The following is a 26,267-nucleotide window of genomic DNA, read 5'->3' as shown; positions in this document are numbered from 1 at the left end:
CTATAATATTTTACATCTTTATCCTTTCTATCAATTGATGCTGTCGTTATGACCGAACCTGCACCGACAACGGCTTTATCGCGCCTGCTTGATTTTGTCAGTCGACAACCTTTAACAGTTGCGCGTTTTTTTGCAAAATCTTTGGCTTTTTTGGTCAATACACTGCGTTTGAGTAAAACCTCTCAAACCATTCAACTCAATCTACAAATTGCGCTTCCTGAGCTGAACTCACAACAACGCGAACAGATTACCCAGCAAGCAATTCGTAACGAACTGACCTCTTATTTTGAGTTTTTTCATATTTGGGGATCAAGCAATCAAAAAAATATTCAAAGAATCCATCAGGTACATGGTTTAGAACTATTACAAGATGCACTGGCTGCACAAAAGGGTTTGGTCTTAATTGTGCCGCATTTTGGCACTTGGGAAATTATGAATGCGTGGATCGCTCAATATACGCAAATGACCATCATGTATAAACCTGTCAAAAACCCTGCGGCAGATGATTTTGTGCGCCAAGCACGTAGCCGTGAACAGGCACATTTAGTCCCAACAGATGAATCTGGGGTACGTCAAATTTTTAAAGCACTCAAACAAGGCGGAACCACTGTCATTTTGCCAGACCATACCCCAAATATAGGTGGTGAGATGATTCCTTTTTTTGGTATTCCGTTGGAATCGAGTAATTTAAGCGCCAAATTGATTCAGAAAACTAAAGCAAAAGCTTTGTTCTTATATGCGTTAAGAAATGCAGATCAAGGCTTTGATATGTATATCGAAGCGATAGATGAGCACATTTATCAGTGTGATGCCAATGCAGGGACAGCTATTATTCACCGTGCAATTGAAGATTTGATCCGTCGTTATCCTACACATTATCACTGGAGTTATAAACGCTATAAAGCCCATCCAGATTTACGCGGGGTCTATCATAAACCTGTGCAAGAAGCCTTGGCAGATGTGCAGGCTGTACGTGCCCAGACACAGAACCAAACTAACGCTGCAACCACAATTTCTGCTGCCGATACGGCTGTATAAGCATACGCTGTTGTGCATCTACAGAAAAACGTACGCTGCCCTGTTGTATGGTGTTCATGAACGGAATATTGAGCGCAGCCAAGCGTTGCTGAACTAAAGAACTAGGATGTCCATAACGATTATCAAAACCTGCAGATGCCACGGCCAATTTGGGTTTAAAATGTGCTAAAAAATCATAGGCAGAACTGTGCTTACTCCCATGATGACCCAAAATTAACACATCTACTTTTAAATCAGGATATTCCTGCAACAATTGATATTCAGTTGCCCAACCTGCATCGCCCATCACTAAAAAATGCTGATATGGCTGTGCGGATGGCACTGAAATATACAACACACATGACAACTCATTTTGTTGCTGTGCGGCATAAGGTAATTGACTCGGTTTAGGAGATAAAACTTGTATCTGTACCTGATGTGGTAAAGACCACTGTTGCCCTTGCTGACACAAATTAAACTTGCTATTTACTGCCACATCTACGGTCTGATTGGCAAAGACATGCTGAATATTGACTTCATTTTGCAAATGAGGAAATGCACCACTATGGTCTTGGTCTAAATGACTTAAAACCACCAAGTCCAGTTGTTTAATACCATGCACCGCTAAAAATGGACGTAAAATTTGCTGTCCAATACTAAACTTACTTTCATCATAAGAACCGCCCACATCAATCATCATGTTGTAATGACCTGAACGTAAAAATAAAGCTTGTCCCTGCCCCACATCGAGTACTGTTAATTCAAATGGTTGTCGTTGGCTATCGACTATAATCAGTGGAACAAAACATAAGATTGCCCAAGTTTTAGGCAATACCGATTGTGGTAAAAATAGCAGAAATAAGCCTAAACATAGACAGACATACACCGCTGCAGACATCGACAAAGTATGTAACCGTGGTACAAAAACGGTTTCCATCCCCCGAAAAATCAAGCGCAACAAAGCCATAGCTAGATCATTCAATTGAAACAGTATTGACGCCAAGGGTTCAAAAATAAAAAAGCAAATTCCTGCCAAAACATCTAAAGGCACGATCAGCATACCAATCAATGGAATTGCGATGATATTAATAAGCGGTGCAATCCACGCCACTTGTTTAAAAAACACAATCACCAAAGGAAATAAGGCAATAAAAATTTTCCATTGCGACTCGATTAGAATTTTGCTGGCATGTTTCAGTTGCTGCCAACGATTCAGCTCTATACGTGGTTGCGCACTCAAGCTCTGATAAATACGCAGTAGAATAAAACAGGCCCCGTAAGACAGCCAAAAAGCAGCAGACAGTACACTTAAAGGATCAAACCATAATAATAAGGCAGCACTATAAATCAGCAAGGCAAAGCCTTGAAGCTTCTGCTTCAGCACTAACATTACTGTCACTAGACTGCACATCAGCAAGGTTCTTAATGCAGGAATTTCAAAACCGACAAAGGCGGTGTACAGCAATACACAACTTAAAAATGGCAACATGAGCAAGTATTGTTTAGGCATCCACAAATACCAATGCGGACGGTAATACCTAATCAGCTGACGTAATGCCCAACATAGCATGCCTGCAAAAATCAGCACATGTGGCCCTGAAATAGCCAATAAGTGGCTAATTCCAAAACGCTGAAACTGTGCTTCAGTTTCTGCATCTAATAGGCTTTTATCTCCTGTGAGTAATGCAAGAATTAAACCTTGATGATGCAAAGGTTGCTGCTGAATAAACAGTCGAATTTGATAACGCTGCTGTTCAATCCATAATCGAAATTTTGCCCATAGCGTCTGTTGGGCACGCCAATGTTGTGTAAACCCCATGGCATAAATTTGTTCAGCCGAGATAGGCTGAATCTGCTCAACCCGAAAACCACTCATAATATTTTGCTGTAAATACCACCGCTCTACATCAAATGCACCTGCTGTGGCATAACTATGCGCAGGGCGAATTTTTCCACTTAATTTGTAATAGTGTCCAAGTTCTAAATTTTGCTCTTGATCTACCTGAGTTTGTGCTAAAGTTGCTAACCATGTCACTGTTTGAGGATGTCGGTTTAACACCTCAACCCTTTGTGAAATGCTGTTGTCATTTAGCTGATTTAACTGTCTGACATAAACCACGACTTCAGCAAATTCAGGTTGTAGTTCACGCCATTGCAAACGCTGCTGCATCTGCGTATCCGCATAGATCAAACCGAAAACAAGACTCAAAACACCTGCCACTCCTACATTCAAACATTTCCAATAGATTGAAGATAAGCGAGCTTGCAACAAGTATTGCACAACGATACTGCATAAAATCAGTAAAACCATTGCACTAGGCATGGAAGTCAATGAATGTATTGGAAAAGAAGAAGAACGTATTCCGACACAGGCGATCCCAATCACCCAAGCCAGACCAATCAATTGCAGCATGAATATTAAACTTATTATTTTTATTGGCATGCATCATAAAGCCCACCGAAGTGGGCTTCAACAAAACAATCTTATTCCAGCAATTGCTATTTTAAACGCAATCGCTTTTGAGCGGCTTTACGAGCTATGCCCCTAAGCATCTACCCAAACACCATCTTGCATGTGCAGAATGGTATCGGCAGATTTTGCCAGTTCTTCATCATGGGTCACAATTAGCATCGCCATGTTAAATTCACTGCGTAATTCACGCAGCAATTCAAAAATTTTAACTGCAGTTTTGCGGTCTAAGTTTCCAGTAGGCTCATCGGCAAGCATGAGTGCGGGTTTCGCCACCAACGCACGTGCCAATGCAACACGCTGACGTTCCCCTCCAGAAAGCTCACCAGGTTTGTGGGTTAAACGATGCGACAAACCGACACGCTCAAGCAGATACTCTGCCTGTGCCTTCACCTCTTTATAGTTCGTGCCTGCGCGTAACATTAACGGCATCGCCACATTTTCAAGCGCACTAAACTCAGGCAGCAAGTGATGAAATTGATAAACAAAACCGAGGTATTGATTACGCAAATAACCGCGCTCAGCTTCGCCTAAATTGTCAAAACGCTGACCATTTAAAAATACTTCGCCTGTACTTGGTCGGTCTAAGCCACCTAAAACATGCAATAAGGTACTTTTACCCGAACCACTCGCCCCAACAATAGACATAAATTGCCCCTGCTGAACTTGTAAATCTAGACCACGAATCACTTCAACAGTGGTTTTGCCATCGGTAAAGTGTTTAGAAACTTGTTTGGCTTCCAGAACAATCTTACTCATAACGCAATGCCTCTGCTGGTTGAATTTTCGCGGCACGTAATGCAGGGTAAATCGTCGCCAAGAAACTTAAAATTAACGACAAGCTCACAATCACCACCACATCTTGCCATCTTAAATATGAAGGTAAGTAGTTGATAAAGTAAGCATCAAATAAATTTAGCCCTAATACATTATTCAACCATGCAATAAAACCACTGATACTAGACGCGAAAATAATCCCCAAGATTGCACCTGAAACCGTACCAATAACCCCAATGACCGTACCTTGCACCATAAAAATTTTGGTAATCGTGCTTGGTGATGCACCCAAAGTTCTTAAAATCGCAATATCCGATTTTTTATCGGTCACAACCATCACCAAAGAAGACACGATATTAAATGCAGCCACCAAAACAATTAGGAATAACAATAGGCTCACCATCGCCTTTTCCATTTGAATGGCGCTAAACAAGTTACCGTGAGTATAAGTCCAGTCCGAAGCGTAAAAGTTGGCAGGTAGCTCTTGCACAATATCTCGAGATACTTGTGGTGCAGCAAAAATATCATCCAGTTTTAAACGTACACCTTGCGCACCATCGGGTAAACGCAGCAAAGTCGAAGCATCATTCAGGGCGATATATCCCATCATCGAATCGACTTCTGCACCAATACTAAAAATACCAACCACTTTGAAGCGTTTAAAACGCGGTACAACCCCTGCAGGGGATGGCGTTGCTTCAGGTAAAACCAAGGTGATGCTGTCGTTTAAACCCAAACCCAAGGCATCAGTCATTTGTTTGCCCAAAACAATACCGAACTCACCCTTTTTCAGATTGTCGATACTGCCTGCAACCATGTGGTTTTGAATGATGGATACTTTCTTTTCGTATTCGGGTTCAATTCCCGTGACCATAATGCCCGACACTTGCCCTTGTGCAGTCAACATGCCTTGCAATTGCGTAAATGGTGCAGCACCAACAACATGCTTATGTTGCTCAACTTTCGTTGCAAGTTCTGGCCAATTTGTTAAAATTTGTGTTGATGAAACAGTGGCTTGAGGTATCATGCCCAAGACACGATTTTTTAATTCACGATCAAAACCATTCATCACCGAAAGTACGGTAATGAGGACGGCAACACCCAAAGTTAGACCGATCATCGAAACTAAGGCAATAAAAGAAATAAAGTGGTTACTGCGCCGAGCGCGCGTATATCTCAACCCTATATATAGCGAGATTGGTTTAAACATACCATCAAGTCCGAGGTAATACATTATGGAAAATTTACAGCATCAAAGCGTCGCGTCTGAACGTCGTGTCATGTCACGAATTGATGCTGCCCTGAGAATCAATTACCAGATCATTTCTGACGATGTTGCGCTGAACGACCCTTACGATGCTAATTTTGTTTTACCGCGTTATTTTCTACTACTCGCAGAATTAGATCAATTTGATCATGCATTAAACTACGAATTAGAACAATTAACTGAAAAAGATCAACAAATTGCTCGAATCTTATCCTTATTCAACCAAAAATTAAACCTTATTACAGGGTCTTTATACGATGCAATTGTACAAAGCATGTTACCTATCCCTGAACAGGTCAATTTTTCAGAAAGTGGTTTCAGTTTTTATAGTGAACGTGAATTAAACACGGGCAGTTATATTCATGTCACGCTCAGCCATCCTGAAAACTTTTTCCATATAGCCGCAACCGCGCAAGTGGTTTACAGCCGTGAAGAAGAAAATGGACAATATCGTACTGGGGCGTATTTTATTACTCTACACCCTCAAGATCGCGTCAAACTTGCAGAAGCCGTTGCTTTAAAACAAGCATAATCTAAGAAATAAAATAAATCATTTCTGCATGTTCGCGTATATAAAATCACGTGGATAACGCCATCTTTGCATATCGTTAGGATGGTGTTTTGATTTTCTGAGCCAATGCCCGACTTGCTTTAAGATCACGATAAAAATACAGCACTAAGCCTGACAATAAAACCAAAGCGCCCACAAATACCATGACCGATAAAGCTTCTTGATTGAGTAAAGCACCAATCAACAAAGCAATCATTGGCGTCATGACGGTGGTTAAAGATAAGGTGGTCGCCTGAATATTCTGCACCAATTTAAAATAACAGAACATTGCAATCAAAGAAGCCATGATCACGGTATAAAGTAAAGCTGCGATAGATTTAAGACTCGGCAAACTAGTCGGTACATATTGCCAAATAAACGGCACAATACATAAAGCCGCAATGGTTGATACCAAAATCGAGCCAGTTGCCTGTGCTACAGGTTCAACTTGCGCATTAACTTTTTTCACCCAGAAAATAGACATGGTGTAGGTCAATACACTAAACAGCATTAAAACAATACCCAGAGGATGCACATGCTGTGTTTCGCCGCCAAAGCAGATGATGCCAAGCCCTAAAATGGACACTGTCATTCCGATCCATTGAATACGTGCCAAATGCAACTGAAACACAAAACGACCAATCAAACCTGCTATGATGGGGGTCAGACCAAACATCAGGGCGATAATGCCTGAGCTTAAATAAGCGGTGGCAATGTAGGTGAAAATTTGTGAACCGATCAGACTAAACGAACCTGCCAAATAACTATGCCACGCTTGTAGATGATGTGGAAATTTCACTTTTAACAGCAGCAATAAAATAATAGCTAAGGGCAAAGCAATGAAAAAACGTAGCACCAAAGCCCAAAGCATGTGTAAATCTGACACACTCCAGACAATTGCCAAAGGCGTTGTTGCCCAAATGAAAACCAATAAGGCATAGGTCATCATAATATTGGTTTTAGAAGGCATGCGTGACTCGTATTAAGCAGTTTTACGTTTTTGCTTTTGGATGGTTTGATCTAGACTACTTGAAAACTCACGTTTATCACGTTCTGAAATAGGTGCTGGCCCACCTGTTTGTACGCCTGCACCACGCAAAGTATCCATAAAATCACGCAAATGCAGACGCGCTTTCACATTGGCAACAGTATAAATTTCACCACGTGGATGAATCGCTATTCCGCCCTTTTCAATCACTTGTGCCGCTAGTGGAATATCCTGCGTGATCACAATGTCGTGTTCCTTCATGCGATCTACAATTTCCTGATCGGCGGCATCGGCACCATGCATCACTTGAATAGAGTTAATCCGTACCGAAGGCGTAATCCCGACCGATTGATTGGCAACAAAAGTGACTTCAAGTTGGTAACGATCTGAAGCACGTAAAATGACTTCTCTTAGAATTTTAGGTAATGCATCTGCATCAACCCAAAGTTTAAATGGCAGCACTGTGCAACCCTGATAATAATATGCGACTAGTGTATCAAACTCATTACATTGCAGTATGTTTAAAATGCTCAGAATTGCATGCTAAAGTGTAGATGGATGTGATTTTGTTTCTGCTGCATCGCTGTCCACAATCTGTACAAATGCAGTGGCATTACATGAAATTTCAGCCAAAGACTTGAAAAATCGAAATAACCCTCGATCTAAGAGTAAAGAAAAGAACCCAACATCTCAAAGTGCTTATGAACAATCAAAATAGACCAGAAATCATCCGCATTGAAGATCAGAACTTCGGCAGCCATGTTGAACATTGGAATTTACTCACGGATGAACCCTGCACCGAAGTTCCAAAATGGTTAGGACTGGCTCTAGATGCACCAATTATGCCAATGGGTTTATGCCGCCAAGAAGCAGAAATGGATCAAAGCACATGGCTGATTCAAGGCCCAAGCAAAGAGGCAATTCAATTGACACAAGTGATTGCGGTTGAAAATAACAAACCACAAGCTGTAAAAACGGCTTTCCCTTGCTTTGAAAGTCCTTACAAAGTTGAAGCTAAAATTGAACGTATCATTAGCTGCAAATCTAACACTCAAGCGGTGCTTCGACTCAATTTAGGCAACAACAGTATTGTCTATGCTTTTGACAGTTTATACAGCGTCAACCATCAACAATACCAAAAAGATCAAACCTACTGGGTGCATTTAAACGCATGGGCGTATGAACTTGAAGCTGTTGCTGAAGGCGAACAATTGGTGGTCGATGATCCTGCGTCAATTAAACACCATCGTGCGCTGAATGATATTTTAGCAGCCAATGATGGTGTTGCACCTGCCAATCTGCAAGAACAAATTGACGCATGGCAACCTAAGTCCGAAGATGACAAAGCACCTGTAACGGTGGATTTTTCTAAAATGGTCGCATATTTATATGGCGAAAATATCGGTCAGGAAGATGAAGCTTGGTTTCAGGGCAATGTTGTTGGTAAAACCAGTTTTGAATTCATGAATCAAGCCTATACTGTTTATGATGTCACTCTAATTCATGATGAAAATCAGCCTGCGATTTTAATTCGTCTTGCAACTAAAAATCCTGCGCACCAAAACTTTGAAATTGGACAATACATTCGTGGCAATATTTGGATTCAAGCCAATATTCACAATATAAAACAGTAGTTTATTAAAAATAAACCTCAAAGTAGCTGTCTAAATAATAAATTCATATTCATCATCCCCCCATCCTCGCCTTCTCCTCAGGGAGAAGGAACTTTCAATACTTATTTCACTGATGGCTTATAATCAATTTTTGATTGTTAAAAGCGTGCTATTGATAGTATGAATATATTGATGCTTATTTAAGCATTTTAAATTCAAAAAACGCAGTTATCCACAGCTTTAAATTTATTATAAATTCAAAATCAGCCATATTTTAAATCGAATATGTGGATAAGTTATTTTAAAACCCAAACATCTGCACCAAGCACCGTAGATAATCTGAAAGCCTTGAGTGGTGCGGATTTTAAAAATCAACACAGAATTAATTCATTATTGGCAGATATTATATTTAAAATAAAATTAGTACTTTATTTAATCAATTTTTTATGCTAAAAATATAGCCGTATTTAAATATTTAACGATAAATAGATCATCGGAAAATAATATCTATGAAAATCGTGCAAGAAGAAAACTTACAGCATGTAGAACATCAACTTGAGCAACGCTATCAGCTCGACCCGATGTCTTGCCTATTTTTTGCATTAGGCATGCTGCTCTCCGCCTACGGCTTACACTATTTTGTGTTCTGAGTTTCACTCATCAACAAGCCTCTATGACTTTTCACCTATTTCTATAAAAAAAACCCAGCTAATTCAGCTGGGTTTTTGCTTTTTACTACTATCAATTAACCGTGACGTTTTGCAAAGTCATCCATAAAGTTAACCAAAGCTTGTACGCCATCTAATGGCACTGCATTATAAATACTTGCGCGCATACCACCTACAGAACGGTGACCTGCCAAGTTCAACAAACGGTTTTCTTCAGCTTCTTGCAAGAATTGTTTTTCCAGTGCGGCATCAGCCAAAGTAAACGGAACGTTCATAATTGAACGGTTTGCGCTATAAATTGGATTCGCGTAGAAATCGCTTGAATCGATATAACCGTATAATAATTTCGCTTTTTCTAGGTTAGCTTGATGAATCGCATCTACACCACCGTTTTGCAATAACCACTCAAACACTAAACCAGACAAATACCATGCATAAGTTGCAGGTGTATTCACCATGGAATCATTTTTTGCTTGTGCTGAATATTTCAAAATGCTTGGAATTTCAGGCTTGGCTTGATCAAGCAAATCTTCACGTACAATCACAATGGTTAAGCCTGCTGGGCCAATATTTTTTTGCGCACCTGCATAAATCAGACCAAATTTAGATACATCTAAAGGTGCAGATAAAATGCTTGATGAGAAATCACATACCAACGGTTTGTCTGTTTCTGGAATATTGGCAAACTGCAAACCACCAATTGTTTCGTTATCTGCATAATGCACATAGGCAGCATCGGCAGATAAGTTCCATTGGCTTTGTTCGCTAATGGCATGCTTACCTTCAATCTGAATACCCGCTTCAACGACATGAATATCGCCATAGCGCTGCGCTTCTTTTAAGGCTTTTTCAGACCAAATACCCGTGTGGATATAATCTGCCTTGTTGTTTTTACCCAACAAATTCAATGGAATCGCAGAAAATTGTAGCGATGCACCACCCTGCAAGAACAATACTTTGTAGTTCTCAGGAATATTCATGAGTTTGCGCAGGTCTGCTTCCGCTTTTTCAGCCATGGCAACATAGTCGGCACTACGGTGGCTCATTTCCATGATCGAAAGACCTTTGCCATGCCAGTCAAGCATTTCAGCTTGAGCTTTTTCAAGTACGGCAGTCGGTAATGCTGCAGGACCAGCACAGAAGTTGTACGCGCGCATGATTTTTCCTTTCAGAGTGAAACACAATAAAATGATGGCATTTAACCATATCTGGCAGGGTCTTGCACAAAATTATTTCAATCTATGAGCCAAGATAGAGTCAAAAAATCAATGTAGATTCGAGGGATAAATTTACTAAATCAAAAAAAGAGGTTGAAATGTGTGCGACAATATCTGTCGCAAATTGATCAAAAAAACCACCCACTACTCCTAATTAAATGATATTTTAAATAAATATTAAAGGAGAAATAAACAATGACAACATTCCTCAATCACTTTAAGGTAGATAAAAATTTACTTGAAGTTGACTTCTTTGACCCTAATCTGGAAACAGATACTCGCTTATACATTGATAGTTATTATTTAACTCGTTGTGAGAACATACATTCCAGGTCTGCTCTGACTACTCAGCAAAATTTTATGAAATGTTTAATGGAAGCTCTTAAAGAAAAAGATGAAATTAAAGCAAGAAAATTATGCTCCCATTTTCCTGAGCCCAAATATACTGGCATTGGTGCAACTAAAGAAGGAGTAAATGGCAAAGGATCACACGATATTAAAGTTGAATATATACTCACATGCTTAAAGTCTTCTCAGGCAGCTCAGACAGGCTTATTAGAAGATCTTGAAGAATTAATATTAGTTGCAGATGGTATAGGTCTGGACACTATTTCAGATATAACGACTAGGGTCTGTTGACATTTCATAAATGGCTTGCGCTGTAGGCTAAAACTGAGCAGATCAGGCATGAAACGCAAGGAATAGCGAGATTATTGCTAAGTTTCATAACGCAATCTGAGAAAGTTTTAGCCACAGCCTTTCAGGGCGAGCATATTTTTTGCTGCTATTGCGTTATGTGCCAGTCATTTAAAATGACTAAATTTCCTGTCCCATGCCTTATAGCAGCTAAAAAATATGCGTTGCCGCAAACATAGACGAATTGTCAACAAACCCTAATATTTGCTTTAAACATTTTGCAGAATATACATTAGAACAATGTGAAAAATTAGGTATAGAAACGACTGAAACAAAAGAGGCTATTCATTTCTTTTGTGCAATCGATAACGAATGGAAAAAATCAAAATTTTCACTTCCTCACGCTCCTTGGGGGCCTAATAAAGTTGTTGGACCTGTAATTTTGTTACCTCAAAATATCTTGGAATCTATGATTAGCTATAAAACTAATTATTTTTTCACTAATATTAGACCTCTTGCGAAAGTAAAAAATTGTTTATACTCATCTCATGAAATATGAAAATTTAACAAGATTTAATGATGAAGAATTTAAACGACTTGTTGGAGTTCCTCGTCCATTATTCTTAAAAATGGTATCAGTGTTACAACATGCTGAACTTGCCAAGAAAAAATCTGGAAGACCTCATTCGTTGTGTTTAGAGGATCAATTGTTGTTAACTTTAAATTACTTACGCTGTTATAGAACTCAAATTGAGTTATCCGCCGACTATAACCTAGCTGAAAGTAATGTGAATCGTACGATTCAGAAAGTTGAAAATGCTCTGATTCAATCACGGATTTTCGCATTGCCGAAAAGGAATCAAAAGTTTAATGAGGGGGATTATGTAATCGTTGATGTTACTGAGTCACAGATTGAGCGTCCCAAAAAAACAAAGAAAATTCTATAGTGGTAAAAAGAAGAAACATACGCTAAAAACACAGGTCATTTTTAACCCCCAATTAAAGCAAATTGTAAGTATACAGATTGAAGATGGCAGAAAACACGATCTGAACATTGCGCGTAAGCATTTGAAGGAGATGATTATTTATCCTTATATCATGGCAGATTTAGCCTATAAAGGATTTCATCAGATTAAGAGTAAGTTACTCATTCCAATCAAGAAACCTAACAATTTATCATTACCCCAAATAGCAAAACAGATCAACCAAGAAATCAGTCGGCGTAGGATCACAATTGAACATATCAACGGCAAACTTAAACATTTTCGGATATTAACAGAACGCTATAGAAATAGACGGAAACGATTTGGTCTAAGAATGAATTTAATTGCTGGAATGGTGAATTGGATGCTCTTAAATTAACTTTCGTAAGAGATCTATTGCCACCCCTTTATTTAAAGAAGAAGTTTTACGTAGAGATGCTTCAGCAAGCTTTATTTATTCTTTAAAATCTGGCGAGAAAAGAGTGAATGTAAAAAAATGCGAGAGCAACATCCTGAATTTCGAGGGGGGAAAAAGCAATATGGATGAATTAATCGCAAAAAATCCAAGACTTTTAAAAGAATATAGAGAAAAAGTAGCTAAAAAACGCTATTTAAAAAGAAAAGGTAAAAAAAGAAGATTAGAGGACGCATAAGCGTGCTTTTTATAGACAAATGTACAAGAAACAATACTATAACTTTACACTAGTTCTATCTGCGAACCTTTGATTTATACTAGCGGGATAACATTACTGGCTTTAAATCAGTTTAGCGACTTTATGAACTTAAAGAAAAATAAAAGACAGCTTGTCTGGGGTTTAAATCTGCTTGCATCTATGATGTATGGCAGCTTTGCTCATGCACAGAGCATCAGCTTTCAGGATGCTGAACGTCAGTTGTTGCAAAATTCTTATAGCAGCCAAGCCTATCAAAGTCTGGAACAGGCTTCAAAACTTGAAGCTGAAGCAGTAAAAGGCGTAGGTCTGCCACGTGTCGACCTGAATGTTCGTGCCTATGCCTTTCACAGTGAAGTCGATATTCCATTAAAGCAATTTAAAAATAATCTGGAGAATTCACTCTCTCAAGGCGTGAATGGCCGGCTTAATGAGTGGGAGGCCAGTAATGGCGTGGATCTACCTGCAGGTATTACCGATCCACTGCGTGATGGACTTAACAATACTATTCATAGCGGAGTTGGTCTGATTCCGGATACGTCTAATGTCATCCTTGAAGATCAGGTGATTCGCCCCACTGTTTCCGTGATTATGCCAATATATACTGGAGGCCTCACCCGTAGTGCCAAAGAAATTGCCAATATTCAGGTCGGTCGTAGTCAGCTCAGCAACAAACAGCAGCAAGATACGCAGCGTTTTGAACTGATTCAAAGTTATTTTAATGTGCAGCTCCAAAAGCAATTGCATGCAGCTGCGCTGTTTAATCTGAATGCCATGCAGCAGCATTATCGCAATGCCTTAAAAATGGAACAGCAAGGTTTTATCAGTAAAGGCCAGCGTATGCAATTTGAAGTGGCACGTAATAATGCCGAGCGCAGCCAGCAAAATACGCAGGCCAATTTGAATGCTGCGCTGTTCCAGCTGAATAATCTGCTTCAGGAAAGTAGCATCACTGAGCTTTCGACGCCTTTATTTGTCAATAAAACCGAGCCACAGGCCTTAAATCATCTGCTAAAAACTTTTAGTCAGAACTCTGCGCTGATTCAAAAAATGCAGCTGGATACCCAATTGGCCCAAGCCAATGTGAAAGCCCAGCAAGCAGCGAAAAAACCAAATGTATTTGCTTTTGGCGAATATAGTCTGGATCAAAATGAAAACTGGATTGTCGGGGTTGCCGCACGCTATAACCTGTTTTCCGGGATCGATAAAAACAAGAATATTCAGGCTGCCGAACTCAAACGCTCTGCAACAGAACTGCTTACTGCACGCACCCAGCAGGAAATTGAAAATCTGATTTATAAATCTTATAGCGAAGCACTTAGTGCACAGCAAAGTGATGTACTTCTGGCACAAAACTTGAAAGCCGCACAGGAAAATTTACGCATCCAAGAATTGTCTTTTAAAGAAGATACGGGTACCGCCACACAGGTCATCGATGCACAAAATATGCTGAGCGGACTACGAGCTGAAACTGCCTTGAATGCTTACAAATATGTGATGTCACTGGCCACACTATTACAAAGCCATGGCTCGATTGCAGAATTTCCAACCTACATTCAACATGCCAACACCCACTATATTCGCTAATGGAGCCGAACATGAACGAAGATCAAAAACCCAATGATCCTGTGAATGAAGTGGCTTCATCCAGCGATACAGAAAAATCGCCTGCGCAACAGGTAGAAACAAAAACTGAAATAGAAAACAACGCGACGACTTCGACCGAGCAACAACAAGCTCCTGAAATCGCTAAAAAGAAAAAATATTTATTGCTCGCCCTGATTCCAGTTCTGCTGGCAGTCATCGCTTTTGGATTGTGGAAAAGCTACCAACCAGCTCCGCTTGAATTGCAGGGTCGTGTAGAAGCTGAAACAGTTCAGGTGGCGACCAAAGTGCCAAGCCGTATTGAAGAAATCTATGTAGAAGAAGGTCAGCGGGTCAAAAAAGGCGATGTACTGGTGCGCTTAAACAGCCCGGAAATTCAGGCCAAAAAACAGCAAGCCGCAGCGGCTTTACAATCTGCGCTGGCCTTACAATCGACTGCTGAACGTGGCTCGCAGGAAGAAAATATCGCCAGTCTGTATGCCAACTGGCAATCGCTGAAAGCACAGCAAAATTTAGCCAAAGTTTCTTATGAGCGTGGTGCAAATTTATTGAAGGAAGGTGTGATTTCACGCCAGCGCCGTGATGAATTGTATGCAGCCAGTCAATCAGCGGCGCAAATGACAGAAGCAGCGTATCAGCAATACGCACGTGCCAAACGTGGCAGCACCTCGCAGCAAAAGAGTTCTGCCGATGCACAAGTAGATATTGCCCAGGCTGCGCTGGATGAAGCCAATGCTTTAGAAGCAGAAACCCAATTAGTAGCACCTGTAAACGGAACGGTGTCTAAAACCTATGGCAAAGTCTCGGAGCTGGTAGCCACCGCAGTCCCTGTGGTCAGCCTGATTGAAGATCAAATGTGGGTGAGCCTGAATATTCGTGAAGACCAATATGCCCCATTTCAGAAAATGAGCAGTATTGAAGGTTATATTCCCGCCCTAGATAAAACCGCCACTTTTCAAATTAGACAGATCAGTGCTGAAGGTGAATTTGCCACCATTAAGACCACACGTCAAACTGGCGGTTATGATGTGCGCAGTTTTAAGCTGCATCTTGTACCCACACCAGCAATTTCTGAACTGAAAGTCGGGATGAGCGTGTTATTTAAACTGAAAGAGACCCGATAATGTGGACGGGTATATGGCGCGAACTGCGCTATCTGCTCAGCGAAAAATGGGATCTGTGTCTGGTCACGCTGGCACCTGCACTGGTGATTATTTTATTCAGCAGCATGTTTGCTCAAGGGAAATCGGATCATTTACCGATTGCGATTATTGATCAAGACCAGAGTGCGCTGAGTCAAAGCATTTATCAACATGTGGCGCTGAATCATACTCTTAAAATTGCTACGGTGTCGGAACAAACAGCTGAAATTGAGCGCCTGTTAAATCAAAATAAAATTTGGGGTTATATCCATATTCCAAGCGGTGCCGAGCAACGTCTGGTTCGTGCCCAGGATGCTGACATCAGTATTGCTTTTAACCAGAGTTATTTCAGTATTGGAAATACCATTTCCTCGGCCATGCTGGTCAGTACCCTACAAGCACTCGCTGAATTTAGCGGACAGCAATATCTGGGCAACCGACTCCCCTCTCTCGAAGCACCGTCACCGCATATTAAAATATCTCCGCTGTATAATCCGCAGCTGAATTATGAATTCTATCTGGAACCCTATGTCATTCCGGCAATTCTGCATTTACTGCTGTGTTGTTGTGTGGCATTTTCCGTCGGTCAGGAACTGAAGCGGCAGACCTTAACAAGCTGGATTAGCAACTCATCCATCTGGATGGCATTGCTGTCTAAGAACCTGATCTATGTGGCTATTTTTAGTCTATGGACCTGGATCTGGATGTTCTGGCTGATTGAAATTCGCGGCTGGTTTGTTGCCGGCTCGCTCGCTCTGATTCTATCGGCACAATTTCTGCTATATAGCGCTTATGCATTTTTAAGCAGTGCAGTGGTTCTGGCAACCAAAGATTTAAGTAAATCTTTTGGCATCATTGCGGTCTATGGTGGTTCATCTTTAAGTTTTGCCGGTGTGACTTTACCTTTAAATAATGCGCCCCTATTCACCCAGTTCTGGTCCAATATTATTCCGTTTACGCCCTATGCCAAATTACAAACTGAACAATGGGTGATTGGTAGTCCATTGCATATTTCACTTCAAGCTGGATTCATGCTGCTGATCTATGCCCTAGTTTACGCTCTGCTGGCTTATCTGTTTCTTAAAAAAATAGTTAAAGGAGCAGTCCAATGAAATCCCTCTGGTTTTACTATCTGCAAAGCTTTAAGGATATTGTCAGTCACGGCACGATCTTTACCACGCTTATTCTATCCGTCTTGTTTTACAGCTTTTTTTATCCAACCGCTTATCAGGCACAGCAGGCTGAAGCCTTACCGATTATTATTGTCGATGAAGAACAAAGTAACTTAAGCACCCGTATTATTGGTCAAGTGGCACAAAGCCCCAATGTGGAGATTGAGGCGATTACCAGCAATTTTTCCGAGGCCAAACAATGGGTGGAATCACAAAAAGCCGATGGTATTTTACTTCTGCCGGACAATTTATCGCAAAGCTTAAGGCATGGTGAAACAGGTGGCATTGGCCTGTATTTAAGTACAGCCAACTTTTTAGTAACCAAACAAATTGGTCTGGGCTTAGCCACATCAGTTGAGCAAACTTTGGCAGATTATACTGAACGCTTTGGCAAGGTCTCGGATTTTTCACCTGCCCTTTCTGTGCATCAAATTCCTTTATTTAATCCGCTGTCCGGCTATGGCAGCTATGTCTTTCCTGCGGTTGCACCTTTAATTATCCACCAAACCATTCTTTTGGGTTTGAGTATGCTGATTTTGGTATATCGGGAAAGAAAAATAGAATTAAACACAAATGCATTGATTGGGATGTGTTTAGCGGTCTTCACCATTGGTTGTCTGGGATGTTTCTATTTATTCGGCTTTAGCTTCTGGCTATTTGATTATCCGCGCGGTGGCAACCTGCTCGGGATGCTGCTGGCTGTTGCGGTTTTTATCTACACGATAATTGGCATGACCTGCTTATTTGCTAGTTTTCTGGATCTGCCGGAACGTGCGGGGCATGTCATTGTATTCACTTCTATTCCACTGTTCTTTTTATCTGGTGCGGCCTGGCCGCATGCTGCCATGCCCACCTGGATGCAAGTCGTTGGCGAAATCCTGCCCTCTACCCAAATTGTGCAGATGTTTATTCAACTCAATCAGATGGGTGTGCCTACAACACTGATCTTGCCTAAATTGCTCTATCTTGGAATGATCGGTAGCTTGTGCTTTTTTTTGGCTTATCGACGTTTAATTTCTGGTCATCAAAGCAGATAGAGCATTATAGCAATGCTCCTATTCCACTTATTTACCCGATTCGCCAAAGACTTGAATATTGAAATTACGAATCTTGTTGCTACCATTCGGCTTGTCAAAACTAACATCATACTGAACCAGATTTTCCGGATAGGCAATTTCATAGCTGACCTTATATTGCCCAAGCTGATTGGTTGCTTCTTCAATCTCTTTGGTCATTAAAGTCTTAGACTTGTATTCACCTTGAGGAATTGAACGTGAAAAGCGTTTCATCAGCTTTTCATTGTCCTTAAACTGGGTTTGCAACTGCGGCTCTAACTGATCCAAAAACTCGTCATACTTCCCATCACGCAAATCCTCATAGGCTAGCTGTGCCGCCTTTTCCTGTTCAGGACTCGGATCTGGAATATTGTCCATTGAATTACAGCCACTCAATGCAACCGCTGCTGCCAACAACATTAATTTGGTTTTCATCGCTTACTCTTATGCAGTCAACGTTTATAAAAAAGGACGCCGAAGCGCCCTTTTTATCAGTAAAAAACTTATTCTTCTACTGAATTTTCACCGTCTTTTTCCACTTGCTCAGTTTCAGCAACTGCATCCGTTTCAGCCACTAAAGATTCTGCACCTTCAATCGCTTCAACAAACTCGTCTTCTTCAACAGCTTCAATCGCTTCTACACCCACCAGTGTTTCGTTTTCACCCAAGCGGATTAAACGTACACCTTGTGCATTACGACCTGTTTGCGCCACTTCAGAAGCGCGAGTACGCACTAATGTACCGCCATCAGAAATCAGCATCAGTTCTTTGCTTTCATCAATAGCAACTGCACCGACCAATTCACCATTACGTTCAGAGGTCTTAATGGCAATCACACCTTTACCACCACGTTTTTTGGTTGGGAAGTCGTCTACAGGTGTACGCTTACCATAACCATTCGCCGAAGCACACAAAACTTCGCCTGTTTCTGGTACTACGACTAGCGATACGATACGGCTGATGAGTGCTGAATCTGAACTGTCTTCATCATCGCCATCGACTTCTACATCTTCGACATCTTCAACTTGTGCTGAACCGAAGCTGACACGCATACCACGTACGCCTTTGGCCGCACGACCCATTGAACGTACATCGGTTTCAGCAAAACGAATCGCTTTACCTTCATTGGAGAACAACATAATTTGCTGTTCGCCATCGGTAATTGCAACACCAATTAAAGTGTCTTCTTCATTCAATTCAATGGCACGTAAACCATTCGAACGTACGTTACTGAATTGTTCCAATTCAACACGTTTCACTGTACCTGATGCCGTTGCCATAAAGACATAAAAGTTTTTACGCAAGGCTTCTGCTTGTGATGCAAATTCTGCAATGATCTCATCGTCTAAATCGGTTGCAGAAAGCTCTACACCCAATTGTTTCAATTGCACACGCAATGCATCAGATAAATCATCACCATCTGCTAATTCAGCAAAGGCAGCTTCTAATTCTGCATAATGTGCAGCAATGATTGCGTTGGTTTGTATATGTGTAGCATTGGCTTTTACATAGCTACGGAAGTCTGCCAAACGCTCGGTAAATTTCTTCGGTGCATCAATGACAGGTAAAATCGCGGTGATGGTTTCATTGGCATCTAATGGCAATAAGTTCACCATTGGACGACCTTTCGCACCACGCGATGCCTGTGGCACTTCAAACACTTTCAGACGGTACACTTTACCCACATCGGTAAAGCACAGCACCGTTGCATGGTTAGATGTCACGATTAAATGCTGCACATAATCATCTTCTTTCATCGACGTTGCAGATTTACCACGACCACCACGACGCTGCGCTGCGTAATCTGACAATGGTTGAGTTTTTGCATAACCTGTTTGTGATACTGTCAGTACCACTTGTTCTTCTGGGATTAAATCTTCACGCGAGAAATCAATGCGAGATTCTACAATTTCAGTACGACGTGCATCGCCATATTGCTGTAAAACTTGCGCCAACTCTTCACGAATCACGCCCATCAACAAATTAAAGTCATTCAAAATTGCAGTTAATTCAGCAATTTGTGCCAAAATTTCAGAATATTCTGCATGTAACTTGTCTTGTTCTAGACCTGTTAAACGATGCAAACGTAATTCTAAAATTGCGGTCACTTGCGCAGGTGATAAACGATAGACCTGACCATCTAAACCAAACGGGCGGTTAGGGTCTTCGCCTTCAATTTCATCTGGACGTACAGAAACTGAACCTGCTTTTTCCAATAACGCAACTACACCACCTGCTGCCCACTCGCCTGCCTGTAAACGCTCACGCGCTTCGGCTGGGTTGGCAGAAGATTTAATCGTTTCGATGATGGCATCAATATTGGCCAACGCAACGGTTAAGCCTTCTAAGATGTGTCCACGTTCACGCGCTTTACGCAACTCGAACATGGTACGGCGGGTCACTACTTCTTGGCGGTGACGAATAAATGCCGCAATAATATCTTTCAGGTTCATCAATTTTGGCTGACCATTGTCTAGGCAGACCATGTTGATGCTGAATGAGTTTTCTAACTGCGTATTTAAGAACAGGTTATTCACAATCACTTCAGCGTTTTCACCACGCTTCAGATCAATTGCAATACGCATCCCTTCTTTATCAGACTCATCACGTAATTCTGAAATACCTTCGAGTTTCTTCTCTTTCACCAGTTCAGCAATACGCTCAATGGTTTTGGCTTTGTTGACCTGATAAGGGATTTCAGTAAAGACGATGGTGGTACGACCAGATTTTTGATCTTCTTCAAAATGGTACTTACCACGAATATGCAAACGGCCTTTACCTGTACGGTAAGCATCAACAATGCCTGATTTACCGTAAATAATACCGCCTGTAGGGAAGTCTGGACCTGTGATATGTTCCATCAACCCTTCAATTGAAATATTTGGGTTGTCTGCATAAGCCAAACATGCATGCACCACTTCAGTCATGTTGTGCGGTGCCATATTGGTCGCCATACCTACAGCAATACCTGCAGCACCATTGACCAATAGGTTTGGAATACGAGTAGGCATCACTTGAGGAATACGCTCAGAGCCGTCGTAGTTATCTTCCCAATCGACAGTGTCCTTTTCTAAATCGGCCAACAGTTCATGAGTAAGTTTGCGCATACGGACTTCGGTATAACGCATGGCTGCGGCACTATCGCCATCAATCGAACCGAAGTTACCCTGACCATCGACCAATTGATAACGCAAACTGAAATCTTGCGCCATACGAACAATTGTTTCGTAAACTGCATAATCACCGTGAGGGTGATATTTACCGATGACGTCACCGACTACACGGGCAGACTTTTTGTAAGCTTTGTTGTAGTCATTGCCCAATTCGTGCATTGCGAATAGCACACGACGATGCACAGGTTTTAGACCATCTCGTACATCTGGCAGCGCACGTGACACAATCACGCTCATCGCATAGTCTAAATACGAGTGCTTGAGTTCATCCTCAATGGCAATCGGTCTAATTTCCGATACGCTCATGCATACTCCTTATTCTGCAAACAAATTTTGCTTGCATTTTATATGTCGTAAAACTTGCAAATGATTAGCCTGAAATGCAGGCTAAAAATAAAAACTAGCGAAAAATTATAGCATATACGCCTGTGTTTTTGTGCTTTAGAGATGATCTTAATCTTGTTAATTTACTTAAATTTAACGGTGATTTTTTAGGCAAAAAATATTCACACCCAAGAAACAAAAGTGCTTCATATTTTTAAGAGTCACGTCAAAATATCTTCAACATATACTTGCTCGATATGTACCCACATATACGCTAAGTTCACATAATGTACTTAAAACCAATCACTGCATCTTAATTAAAAAAAGACAATAAAAAACGCCCCTATGCTATTCACATAGAGGCGTTTTTGACTGTGTTTAGTAATTAGATTTTAGATACTAACTCTGGAACAACAGTATTCAAGTCGCCCACTAACCAGTAGTCAGCTACTGCGTTGATTGGCGCTTCTTCGTCTTTGTTGATCGCAACGATCACTTTAGAGTCTTTCATACCTGCCAAGTGCTGAATCGCACCAGAGATACCTACAGCGATATACAAATCAGGTGCAACGATTTTACCTGTTTGACCAACTTGCATGTCGTTTGGTACGAAGCCCGCGTCAACCGCTGCACGTGAAGCACCTTGTGCTGCACCAAGTTTGTCTGCTAATGGATCAAGTACTTTGTGATAGTTCTCACCAGAACCTACACCACGACCACCAGAAACTACAATACGTGCTGCAGTTAATTCTGGACGCTCTGATTTCACAATTTCTTCAGACACGAACTTAGAAATACCAGCATCACCTGTCACACTCGCAGCTTCAACCGCAGCCGAACCACCTTCTGCAGCCACTGGGTCAAATGCTGTACCACGTACAGTACCTACCACAATCGCTTCTGAAGATTCTACAGTTGCAATCGCGTTACCTGCATAAATTGGACGTTTGAATGTCTTTGCAGAATCTACAGCGACGATGTCTGTGATCATGCTAACATCAAGAAGTGCAGCCGCACGCGGCAAAATGTTTTTACCTGTTGTTGTAGAAGCAGCAAGGATATGGCTATAACCTTTGCCTAATTCTGCAACAAGTTTTGCTACGTTTTCAGCCAATTGGTTTGCATAAGCCGCATCGTCAGCAAGTAATACTTTGCTTACGCCTGCAACTTTAGCTGCTTGGTCTGCAACTGCTTGTGCACCAGAACCCGCAACCAATACAGTGATATCACCACCGATTTTTTGAGCTGCAGCAACAACGTTTAATGTTGCACCATTTAGTGCTTTATTGTCGTGCTCAGCGATAACTAAAATACTCATGATTTTTATCCTTCTGTATTAGATCACTTTCGCTTCGTTTTTCAATTTTTCTACAAGCTCATCTACAGATTTCACTTGTACGCCCGCTTTACGCTCAGCAGGTGCTTCAACTTTTACAGTTTTCAGCTTAGTACCTGTTGCAACGCCATAATCTGCAGGAGATTTGGTGTCTAGCGGTTTTTTACGTGCTTTCATGATGTTTGGAAGTGCCGCATAACGTGGCTCATTCAAACGTAAGTCAGTGGTGATGATTGCAGGAAGTGCAAGCTCAACAGTTTGTAAACCACCGTCAATTTCACGTGTTACCTGAACTTTGTCGCCATCTACTTTTACTTCTGAAGCAAAAGTACCCTGACCTGCACCAAGTAAAGCGCCTAGCATTTGACCAACTTGGTTAGAGTCGTCATCAATAGCTTGCTTACCCAATAAAATAAGTTGTGGTTGTTCTTGTTCAACAACACCTTTTAAGATTTTAGCCACTTCAAGTGCACCAATCTCATCGGCTGTTTCAACCAAAATACCACGGTCTGCACCAAGCGCCATTGCAGAACGAATTTGTTCCTGCGCTTCTTTAGGACCAATGGATACCACTACGATTTCTGAAACAGTTCCTTTTTCTTTTAAACGAACCGCTTCTTCCACTGCGATTTCACAGAATGGGTTAATTGACATCTTAACGTTAGTTAGGTCAACTCCACTATTATCCGGCTTAACGCGAACTTTAACGTTGGCATCTACCACACGTTTTACAGCAACAAGAGCCTTCATGTAATCCTCGGCTGTTTTAGCAAAAGTAAATATTGAGAAAAGTTAATAATAACTCTTCGCTTTAAATTTTTTAGGTGTCCTATCTTGCTATGTGATCGGCATTTCGGTCAAGTCAGAATTGTCTAAACAAGGCTAAAAATGCCGAAAATTAACTGAACGATGCGTTCATACTTTTTTATTTCTAAAAATTAACAAACCAAGCGACGATTATATAAGCAATTTTAAGCTTTGATTTATATTATGTTTTTTATTTATTTCCCTCATCAACAAGATTGATTGAAATGCAATTCAAATTGAGTTCCGCCTACAATTTAAGCAAAGTTCCTTACATAAAACCCCATAATCTGACTGTCATTAAAGATAGAAAACTTTATTTTTTGCAGTATTTTTTCAGATATAAATGCTCTTTTAAAATGTGACTGCTGGTTCACAAAACTGTATTCAGCAGTTTATTGGGTATGAAATAAACAATCTGTTTTATTTTGATGGATATTTATGCGCTTTCACCACGCCACCTCCCAGATAAAGGACATAAAAAAACTCAGCTTAAACTTGCTGAGTTTCTAAAAAGTCACGGTGGATATGACTTAAATCTATCAATTCATAGGCCTGTAAATTAAAAATTTCCCAAACTGCAATAAAATCTTCTTTTACATCTATTTTACTGCTTGCATTTGGGCGTGCTTGCCACTGCTGATCTGAAATCCATAAATAGCTTTGTTGCGTTTGCGGATGAATCGCCTGCATTTTACCTTCAGCATTAATACCCTGCACCAAACAATCGGCAGGTAGTTCTTGCTCGATCATCGGCAAGCTTATTTCGACAAAATGTTTCACTTGACGCAAGCCATAACCTGCAAAAATTTCTTTTTGGCTTGGGCTTAATTGTTCATATTTTTCTTGAAGATTCGAAATCATGGTTTTGCCTATCATTTGATATCCAAAGTGTTATGCAGTGGAACAAAAAATAATGTCATCCATGTCTATTATTCGTGTGACCCACTCTTTCTGCTTCTTTATACTGCATAACGCACTTTTTTATTATTCTACAATAGTTGCAATGACATCTTGGTGAAAGCGCTTTTACTTAAAGTATTAAGTACAGCACAAAGGCTTTACAACTGACTGTGAGAAAAATATTTGCAGTATGAAATAGCTATATTTTAACTTGCAAAAATAATGCCGACTTTAGGTAAAGCTTTACTTTTTACTCGCACGTGGATGTGCCTGATCATAAACTCGCGCTAACTGATCAAAATCGACATGGGTATAAATTTGCGTGGTGCTTAAATTGCTATGCCCAAGCATTTCTTGGACTGCACGTATATCCCCACTATTCGACAGCATGTGACTTGCAAAACAATGTCGCAATAAGTGCGGATGCAAATCGACATTAACGCCCGCACGCTGCGCCTGAAACTTCACCCGATTTTCAATTTGGCGTGCTTTTAAAGGTTCACCTTTTTGAGTAATAAACAATGCTGCATCGGGTACAAAATCGCCCTGCCATAAATGGTAAATCTGCAGCCATTGCATCACCGCATCTTTGGCTTTGCGACCAAAAGGCACTATACGGGTTTTATTGCCTTTACCCGTAATGCGCAGCAATTGACGGTTAAAATCTAAATCGCGGATACGTAAACTTTGTACCTCTGCTAGGCGCAAACCACTCGAATAGAGCAATTCTAAAATCGCTTTATCGCGTCGCCACATTTGTTGTTGTACTTCAGTTTCAGGTTCAGGCTGATCCAAAATTTGATGAATCGTTTCAATATCAATCAAACCCGGCAAAGGTCGTGGCTGACGTTTTAGCTGAAAATTATCAATTGGATTAAATTGTAAATACTGCCCTTGCTCGGCCCATTTCATAAACTGACGAATCGCTGACAACATGCGCTGTAAACTGCTGCTATTTAACTGTTGCTGTTCTACTTTTTGCGCTAAATAATGGCGCAAATCTGCAGCCTCTACATCATATAAGGCAAGTTGTTGTTGCTCACAAAAGCTAAAAAAATCGTTTAAATCGCGTGCGTAGGCTTTTAACGTATGCGGTGACTGCTGTTGTATTTCTCGTTCTTTGAGCCACATCTTTAATAGTTGCTGCGGATCGTACATTAGTCACGCTCCGATTGCTGAACTGCGGCAAACTGAGATAAATAAGCAGCAATGTGTTCAGCCGCCTGATCTGCATGTGTTTCTAAAAACAAATGATCACCATCATGCACAATTTTTAATACGGCTTGTGGAAATTGTTGTTGTAAAAACTCACCTACCGCCAGTGGACTTATCGGGTCTTGATCACCCCATAACAACAAAATAGGCATGTTGATTTTAGCAAAGTCTACCGTGTAATCGGCCTTTGCCTCTACAAACCAGTCAGGATAATTTAAATCACTTGCTTGATAGTCTTGTCGCCAATCTTGCACCTGAAAACTGCTTAAATCCATGCCACCAGATGTTGCAACCAATACTAATCCTTTGACTTTTTCTGGATATTGCAACGCGGCAGCAACTGCAAAAATACCACCCATCGACTGTGCAATGATAATGCAATCATCTGGGATATTCGCCAACACATAAGCCTGCAAACTTGCAAAATCATGTACCTGTGAATGTGCAGGTTGATGATTAAATTCAGGATAAGCCACAATTTTTACAGCATTCTGCCACGGCAATTTTTCAATTTTTTCGATTAGCGGATGAAAAAATGCGGTATTGCCTGAAGCGCCAGGTAAAAAAATCAGTTGCGGCATAATGAGTAGAAGTTTTTAGAGTGACATTCAGTACAGCATACCTAATCCGTGCTGCAAGATACAAAAAAGCACCATTCGTTTTGAAAAGTGCTTTTAAGTA

Annotated in this window: 25 protein-coding genes; 12 read left to right on the top strand and 13 right to left on the bottom strand. The window is 40.8% G+C overall.

Annotated features, from left to right (window positions below; genetic code table 11):
* Positions 1–48: 48 nt before the first annotated feature.
* The gene (locus FTU92_RS07705; protein WP_004971822.1) at positions 49–1,038 is read left to right on the top strand and encodes a lysophospholipid acyltransferase family protein; all 990 of its coding nucleotides are present in this window, start codon (positions 49–51) and stop codon (positions 1,036–1,038) included.
* On the opposite strand, the gene FTU92_RS07700 is transcribed toward FTU92_RS07705, so the two are convergent.
* Positions 995–3,430 carry a DNA internalization-related competence protein ComEC/Rec2 gene (locus FTU92_RS07700; protein WP_104853215.1) on the bottom strand — a complete coding sequence of 812 codons (2,436 nt, stop codon included), beginning with the start codon at positions 3,428–3,430 and terminating at the stop codon, positions 995–997. The genes FTU92_RS07705 and FTU92_RS07700 overlap by 44 nt on opposite strands.
* Here FTU92_RS07700 and FTU92_RS07695 point away from each other — a divergent pair.
* On the top strand, positions 3,339–3,566 hold the full coding sequence (locus FTU92_RS07695) for a hypothetical protein (protein WP_154648271.1): 228 nt from the start codon (positions 3,339–3,341) through the stop codon (positions 3,564–3,566). The genes FTU92_RS07700 and FTU92_RS07695 overlap by 92 nt on opposite strands.
* Here the strand turns inward: FTU92_RS07695 and lolD are convergent.
* Both lolD and FTU92_RS07685 read right to left on the bottom strand, forming a co-directional pair.
* Positions 3,563–4,246, bottom strand: a complete 684-nt coding sequence (gene lolD, locus FTU92_RS07690; protein ID WP_104853214.1) for a lipoprotein-releasing ABC transporter ATP-binding protein LolD — start codon at positions 4,244–4,246, stop codon at positions 3,563–3,565. The two genes, FTU92_RS07695 and lolD, sit on opposite strands and share 4 nt — an antisense overlap.
* Entirely contained in the window at positions 4,239–5,474 is a 1,236-nt protein-coding gene (locus FTU92_RS07685; RefSeq protein WP_104853304.1) for a lipoprotein-releasing ABC transporter permease subunit, read from the bottom strand. The genes lolD and FTU92_RS07685 overlap by 8 nt, the downstream gene beginning before the upstream one ends.
* A 25-nt stretch (positions 5,475–5,499) precedes the next feature.
* Here FTU92_RS07685 and FTU92_RS07680 point away from each other — a divergent pair, with 25 nt between their 5' ends.
* Entirely contained in the window at positions 5,500–6,063 is a 564-nt protein-coding gene (locus FTU92_RS07680; protein WP_004971830.1) for a PilZ domain-containing protein, read from the top strand.
* A 76-nt stretch (positions 6,064–6,139) separates the two neighbouring features.
* On the opposite strand, the gene FTU92_RS07675 is transcribed toward FTU92_RS07680, so the two are convergent.
* Entirely contained in the window at positions 6,140–7,051 is a 912-nt protein-coding gene (locus tag FTU92_RS07675) for a DMT family transporter (protein WP_104853213.1), read from the bottom strand.
* A gap of 12 nt (positions 7,052–7,063) precedes the next feature.
* Positions 7,064–7,531 (bottom strand): YaiI/YqxD family protein, encoded by a 468-nt coding sequence (locus FTU92_RS07670; protein ID WP_004971836.1) that lies wholly within the window; start codon positions 7,529–7,531, stop codon positions 7,064–7,066.
* 239 nt (positions 7,532–7,770) lie between these two features.
* Between FTU92_RS07670 and FTU92_RS07665 the strand changes: the two genes are divergently transcribed.
* A complete protein-coding gene (locus tag FTU92_RS07665) occupies positions 7,771–8,703 on the top strand; it encodes a hypothetical protein (protein ID WP_019837949.1) in 933 nt (310 codons plus the stop codon).
* Between the two features lie 488 nt (positions 8,704–9,191).
* A complete protein-coding gene (locus FTU92_RS07660; RefSeq protein WP_004971840.1) occupies positions 9,192–9,332 on the top strand; it encodes a hypothetical protein in 141 nt (46 codons plus the stop codon).
* 95 nt (positions 9,333–9,427) lie between these two features.
* On the opposite strand, the gene serC is transcribed toward FTU92_RS07660, so the two are convergent.
* Positions 9,428–10,507 (bottom strand): 3-phosphoserine/phosphohydroxythreonine transaminase, encoded by a 1,080-nt coding sequence (serC, locus tag FTU92_RS07655; RefSeq protein ID WP_004971842.1) that lies wholly within the window; start codon positions 10,505–10,507, stop codon positions 9,428–9,430.
* Positions 10,508–10,762: 255 nt separating this feature from the next.
* Here serC and FTU92_RS07650 point away from each other — a divergent pair, with 255 nt between their 5' ends.
* From FTU92_RS07650 to FTU92_RS07620, 7 genes are all read left to right on the top strand, one after another.
* Positions 10,763–11,206, top strand: coding sequence for a hypothetical protein (locus FTU92_RS07650; RefSeq protein WP_180096025.1), 444 nt, complete (start codon positions 10,763–10,765; stop codon positions 11,204–11,206).
* Positions 11,207–11,447: 241 nt separating this feature from the next.
* Positions 11,448–11,762 carry a hypothetical protein gene (locus FTU92_RS07645; RefSeq protein WP_035310653.1) on the top strand — a complete coding sequence of 105 codons (315 nt, stop codon included), beginning with the start codon at positions 11,448–11,450 and terminating at the stop codon, positions 11,760–11,762.
* A protein-coding gene (locus tag FTU92_RS07640; RefSeq protein WP_180043346.1) for an IS5 family transposase occupies positions 11,752–12,565 on the top strand; the annotation gives its coding sequence in 2 pieces (ribosomal slippage) (positions 11,752–12,138 and positions 12,140–12,565; 813 coding nt in all). The genes FTU92_RS07645 and FTU92_RS07640 overlap by 11 nt, the downstream gene beginning before the upstream one ends.
* Before the next feature lie 397 nt (positions 12,566–12,962).
* Entirely contained in the window at positions 12,963–14,444 is a 1,482-nt protein-coding gene (locus tag FTU92_RS07635; RefSeq protein ID WP_004971852.1) for a TolC family protein, read from the top strand.
* 11 nt (positions 14,445–14,455) lie between these two features.
* Positions 14,456–15,586 carry an HlyD family secretion protein gene (locus FTU92_RS07630; RefSeq protein ID WP_005252470.1) on the top strand — a complete coding sequence of 377 codons (1,131 nt, stop codon included), beginning with the start codon at positions 14,456–14,458 and terminating at the stop codon, positions 15,584–15,586.
* Positions 15,586–16,716: an ABC transporter permease gene (locus FTU92_RS07625; RefSeq protein WP_004971855.1), complete on the top strand. Its 1,131-nt coding sequence runs from the start codon at positions 15,586–15,588 to the stop codon at positions 16,714–16,716. Before FTU92_RS07630 ends, FTU92_RS07625 begins: the two co-directional genes overlap by 1 nt.
* Positions 16,713–17,813, top strand: a complete 1,101-nt coding sequence (locus FTU92_RS07620) for an ABC transporter permease (RefSeq protein WP_180096023.1) — start codon at positions 16,713–16,715, stop codon at positions 17,811–17,813. The genes FTU92_RS07625 and FTU92_RS07620 overlap by 4 nt, the downstream gene beginning before the upstream one ends.
* Positions 17,814–17,840: 27 nt before the next feature.
* On the opposite strand, the gene FTU92_RS07615 is transcribed toward FTU92_RS07620, so the two are convergent.
* From FTU92_RS07615 to FTU92_RS07585, 7 genes are all read right to left on the bottom strand, one after another.
* On the bottom strand, positions 17,841–18,266 hold the full coding sequence (locus FTU92_RS07615) for a DUF3887 domain-containing protein (protein WP_096901142.1): 426 nt from the start codon (positions 18,264–18,266) through the stop codon (positions 17,841–17,843).
* A 68-nt stretch (positions 18,267–18,334) separates the two neighbouring features.
* Positions 18,335–21,310, bottom strand: a complete 2,976-nt coding sequence (gene gyrA, locus FTU92_RS07610) for a DNA gyrase subunit A (protein WP_167845878.1) — start codon at positions 21,308–21,310, stop codon at positions 18,335–18,337.
* A gap of 403 nt (positions 21,311–21,713) precedes the next feature.
* Positions 21,714–22,646, bottom strand: coding sequence for an electron transfer flavoprotein subunit alpha/FixB family protein (locus tag FTU92_RS07605; RefSeq protein ID WP_179990119.1), 933 nt, complete (start codon positions 22,644–22,646; stop codon positions 21,714–21,716).
* Between the two features lie 18 nt (positions 22,647–22,664).
* Entirely contained in the window at positions 22,665–23,414 is a 750-nt protein-coding gene (locus tag FTU92_RS07600) for an electron transfer flavoprotein subunit beta/FixA family protein (RefSeq protein ID WP_096901145.1), read from the bottom strand.
* A 546-nt stretch (positions 23,415–23,960) separates the two neighbouring features.
* Positions 23,961–24,332 (bottom strand): hypothetical protein, encoded by a 372-nt coding sequence (locus FTU92_RS07595; protein WP_096901040.1) that lies wholly within the window; start codon positions 24,330–24,332, stop codon positions 23,961–23,963.
* Positions 24,333–24,614: 282 nt separating this feature from the next.
* A complete protein-coding gene (gene xerA, locus FTU92_RS07590; protein WP_180096021.1) occupies positions 24,615–25,529 on the bottom strand; it encodes a site-specific tyrosine recombinase/integron integrase in 915 nt (304 codons plus the stop codon).
* Entirely contained in the window at positions 25,529–26,167 is a 639-nt protein-coding gene (locus tag FTU92_RS07585) for an alpha/beta fold hydrolase (RefSeq protein ID WP_096900946.1), read from the bottom strand. The genes xerA and FTU92_RS07585 overlap by 1 nt, the downstream gene beginning before the upstream one ends.
* Between the last annotated feature and the right edge of the window lie 100 nt (positions 26,168–26,267).

Origin of the sequence: Acinetobacter sp. YH12205 (genome assembly GCF_013418125.1) — a bacterium.
GTDB lineage: Bacteria > Pseudomonadota > Gammaproteobacteria > Pseudomonadales > Moraxellaceae > Acinetobacter > Acinetobacter towneri.
Note: the sequence above shows the minus strand (reverse complement) of the source record. Positions and strands in the feature narration are given on the sequence as shown.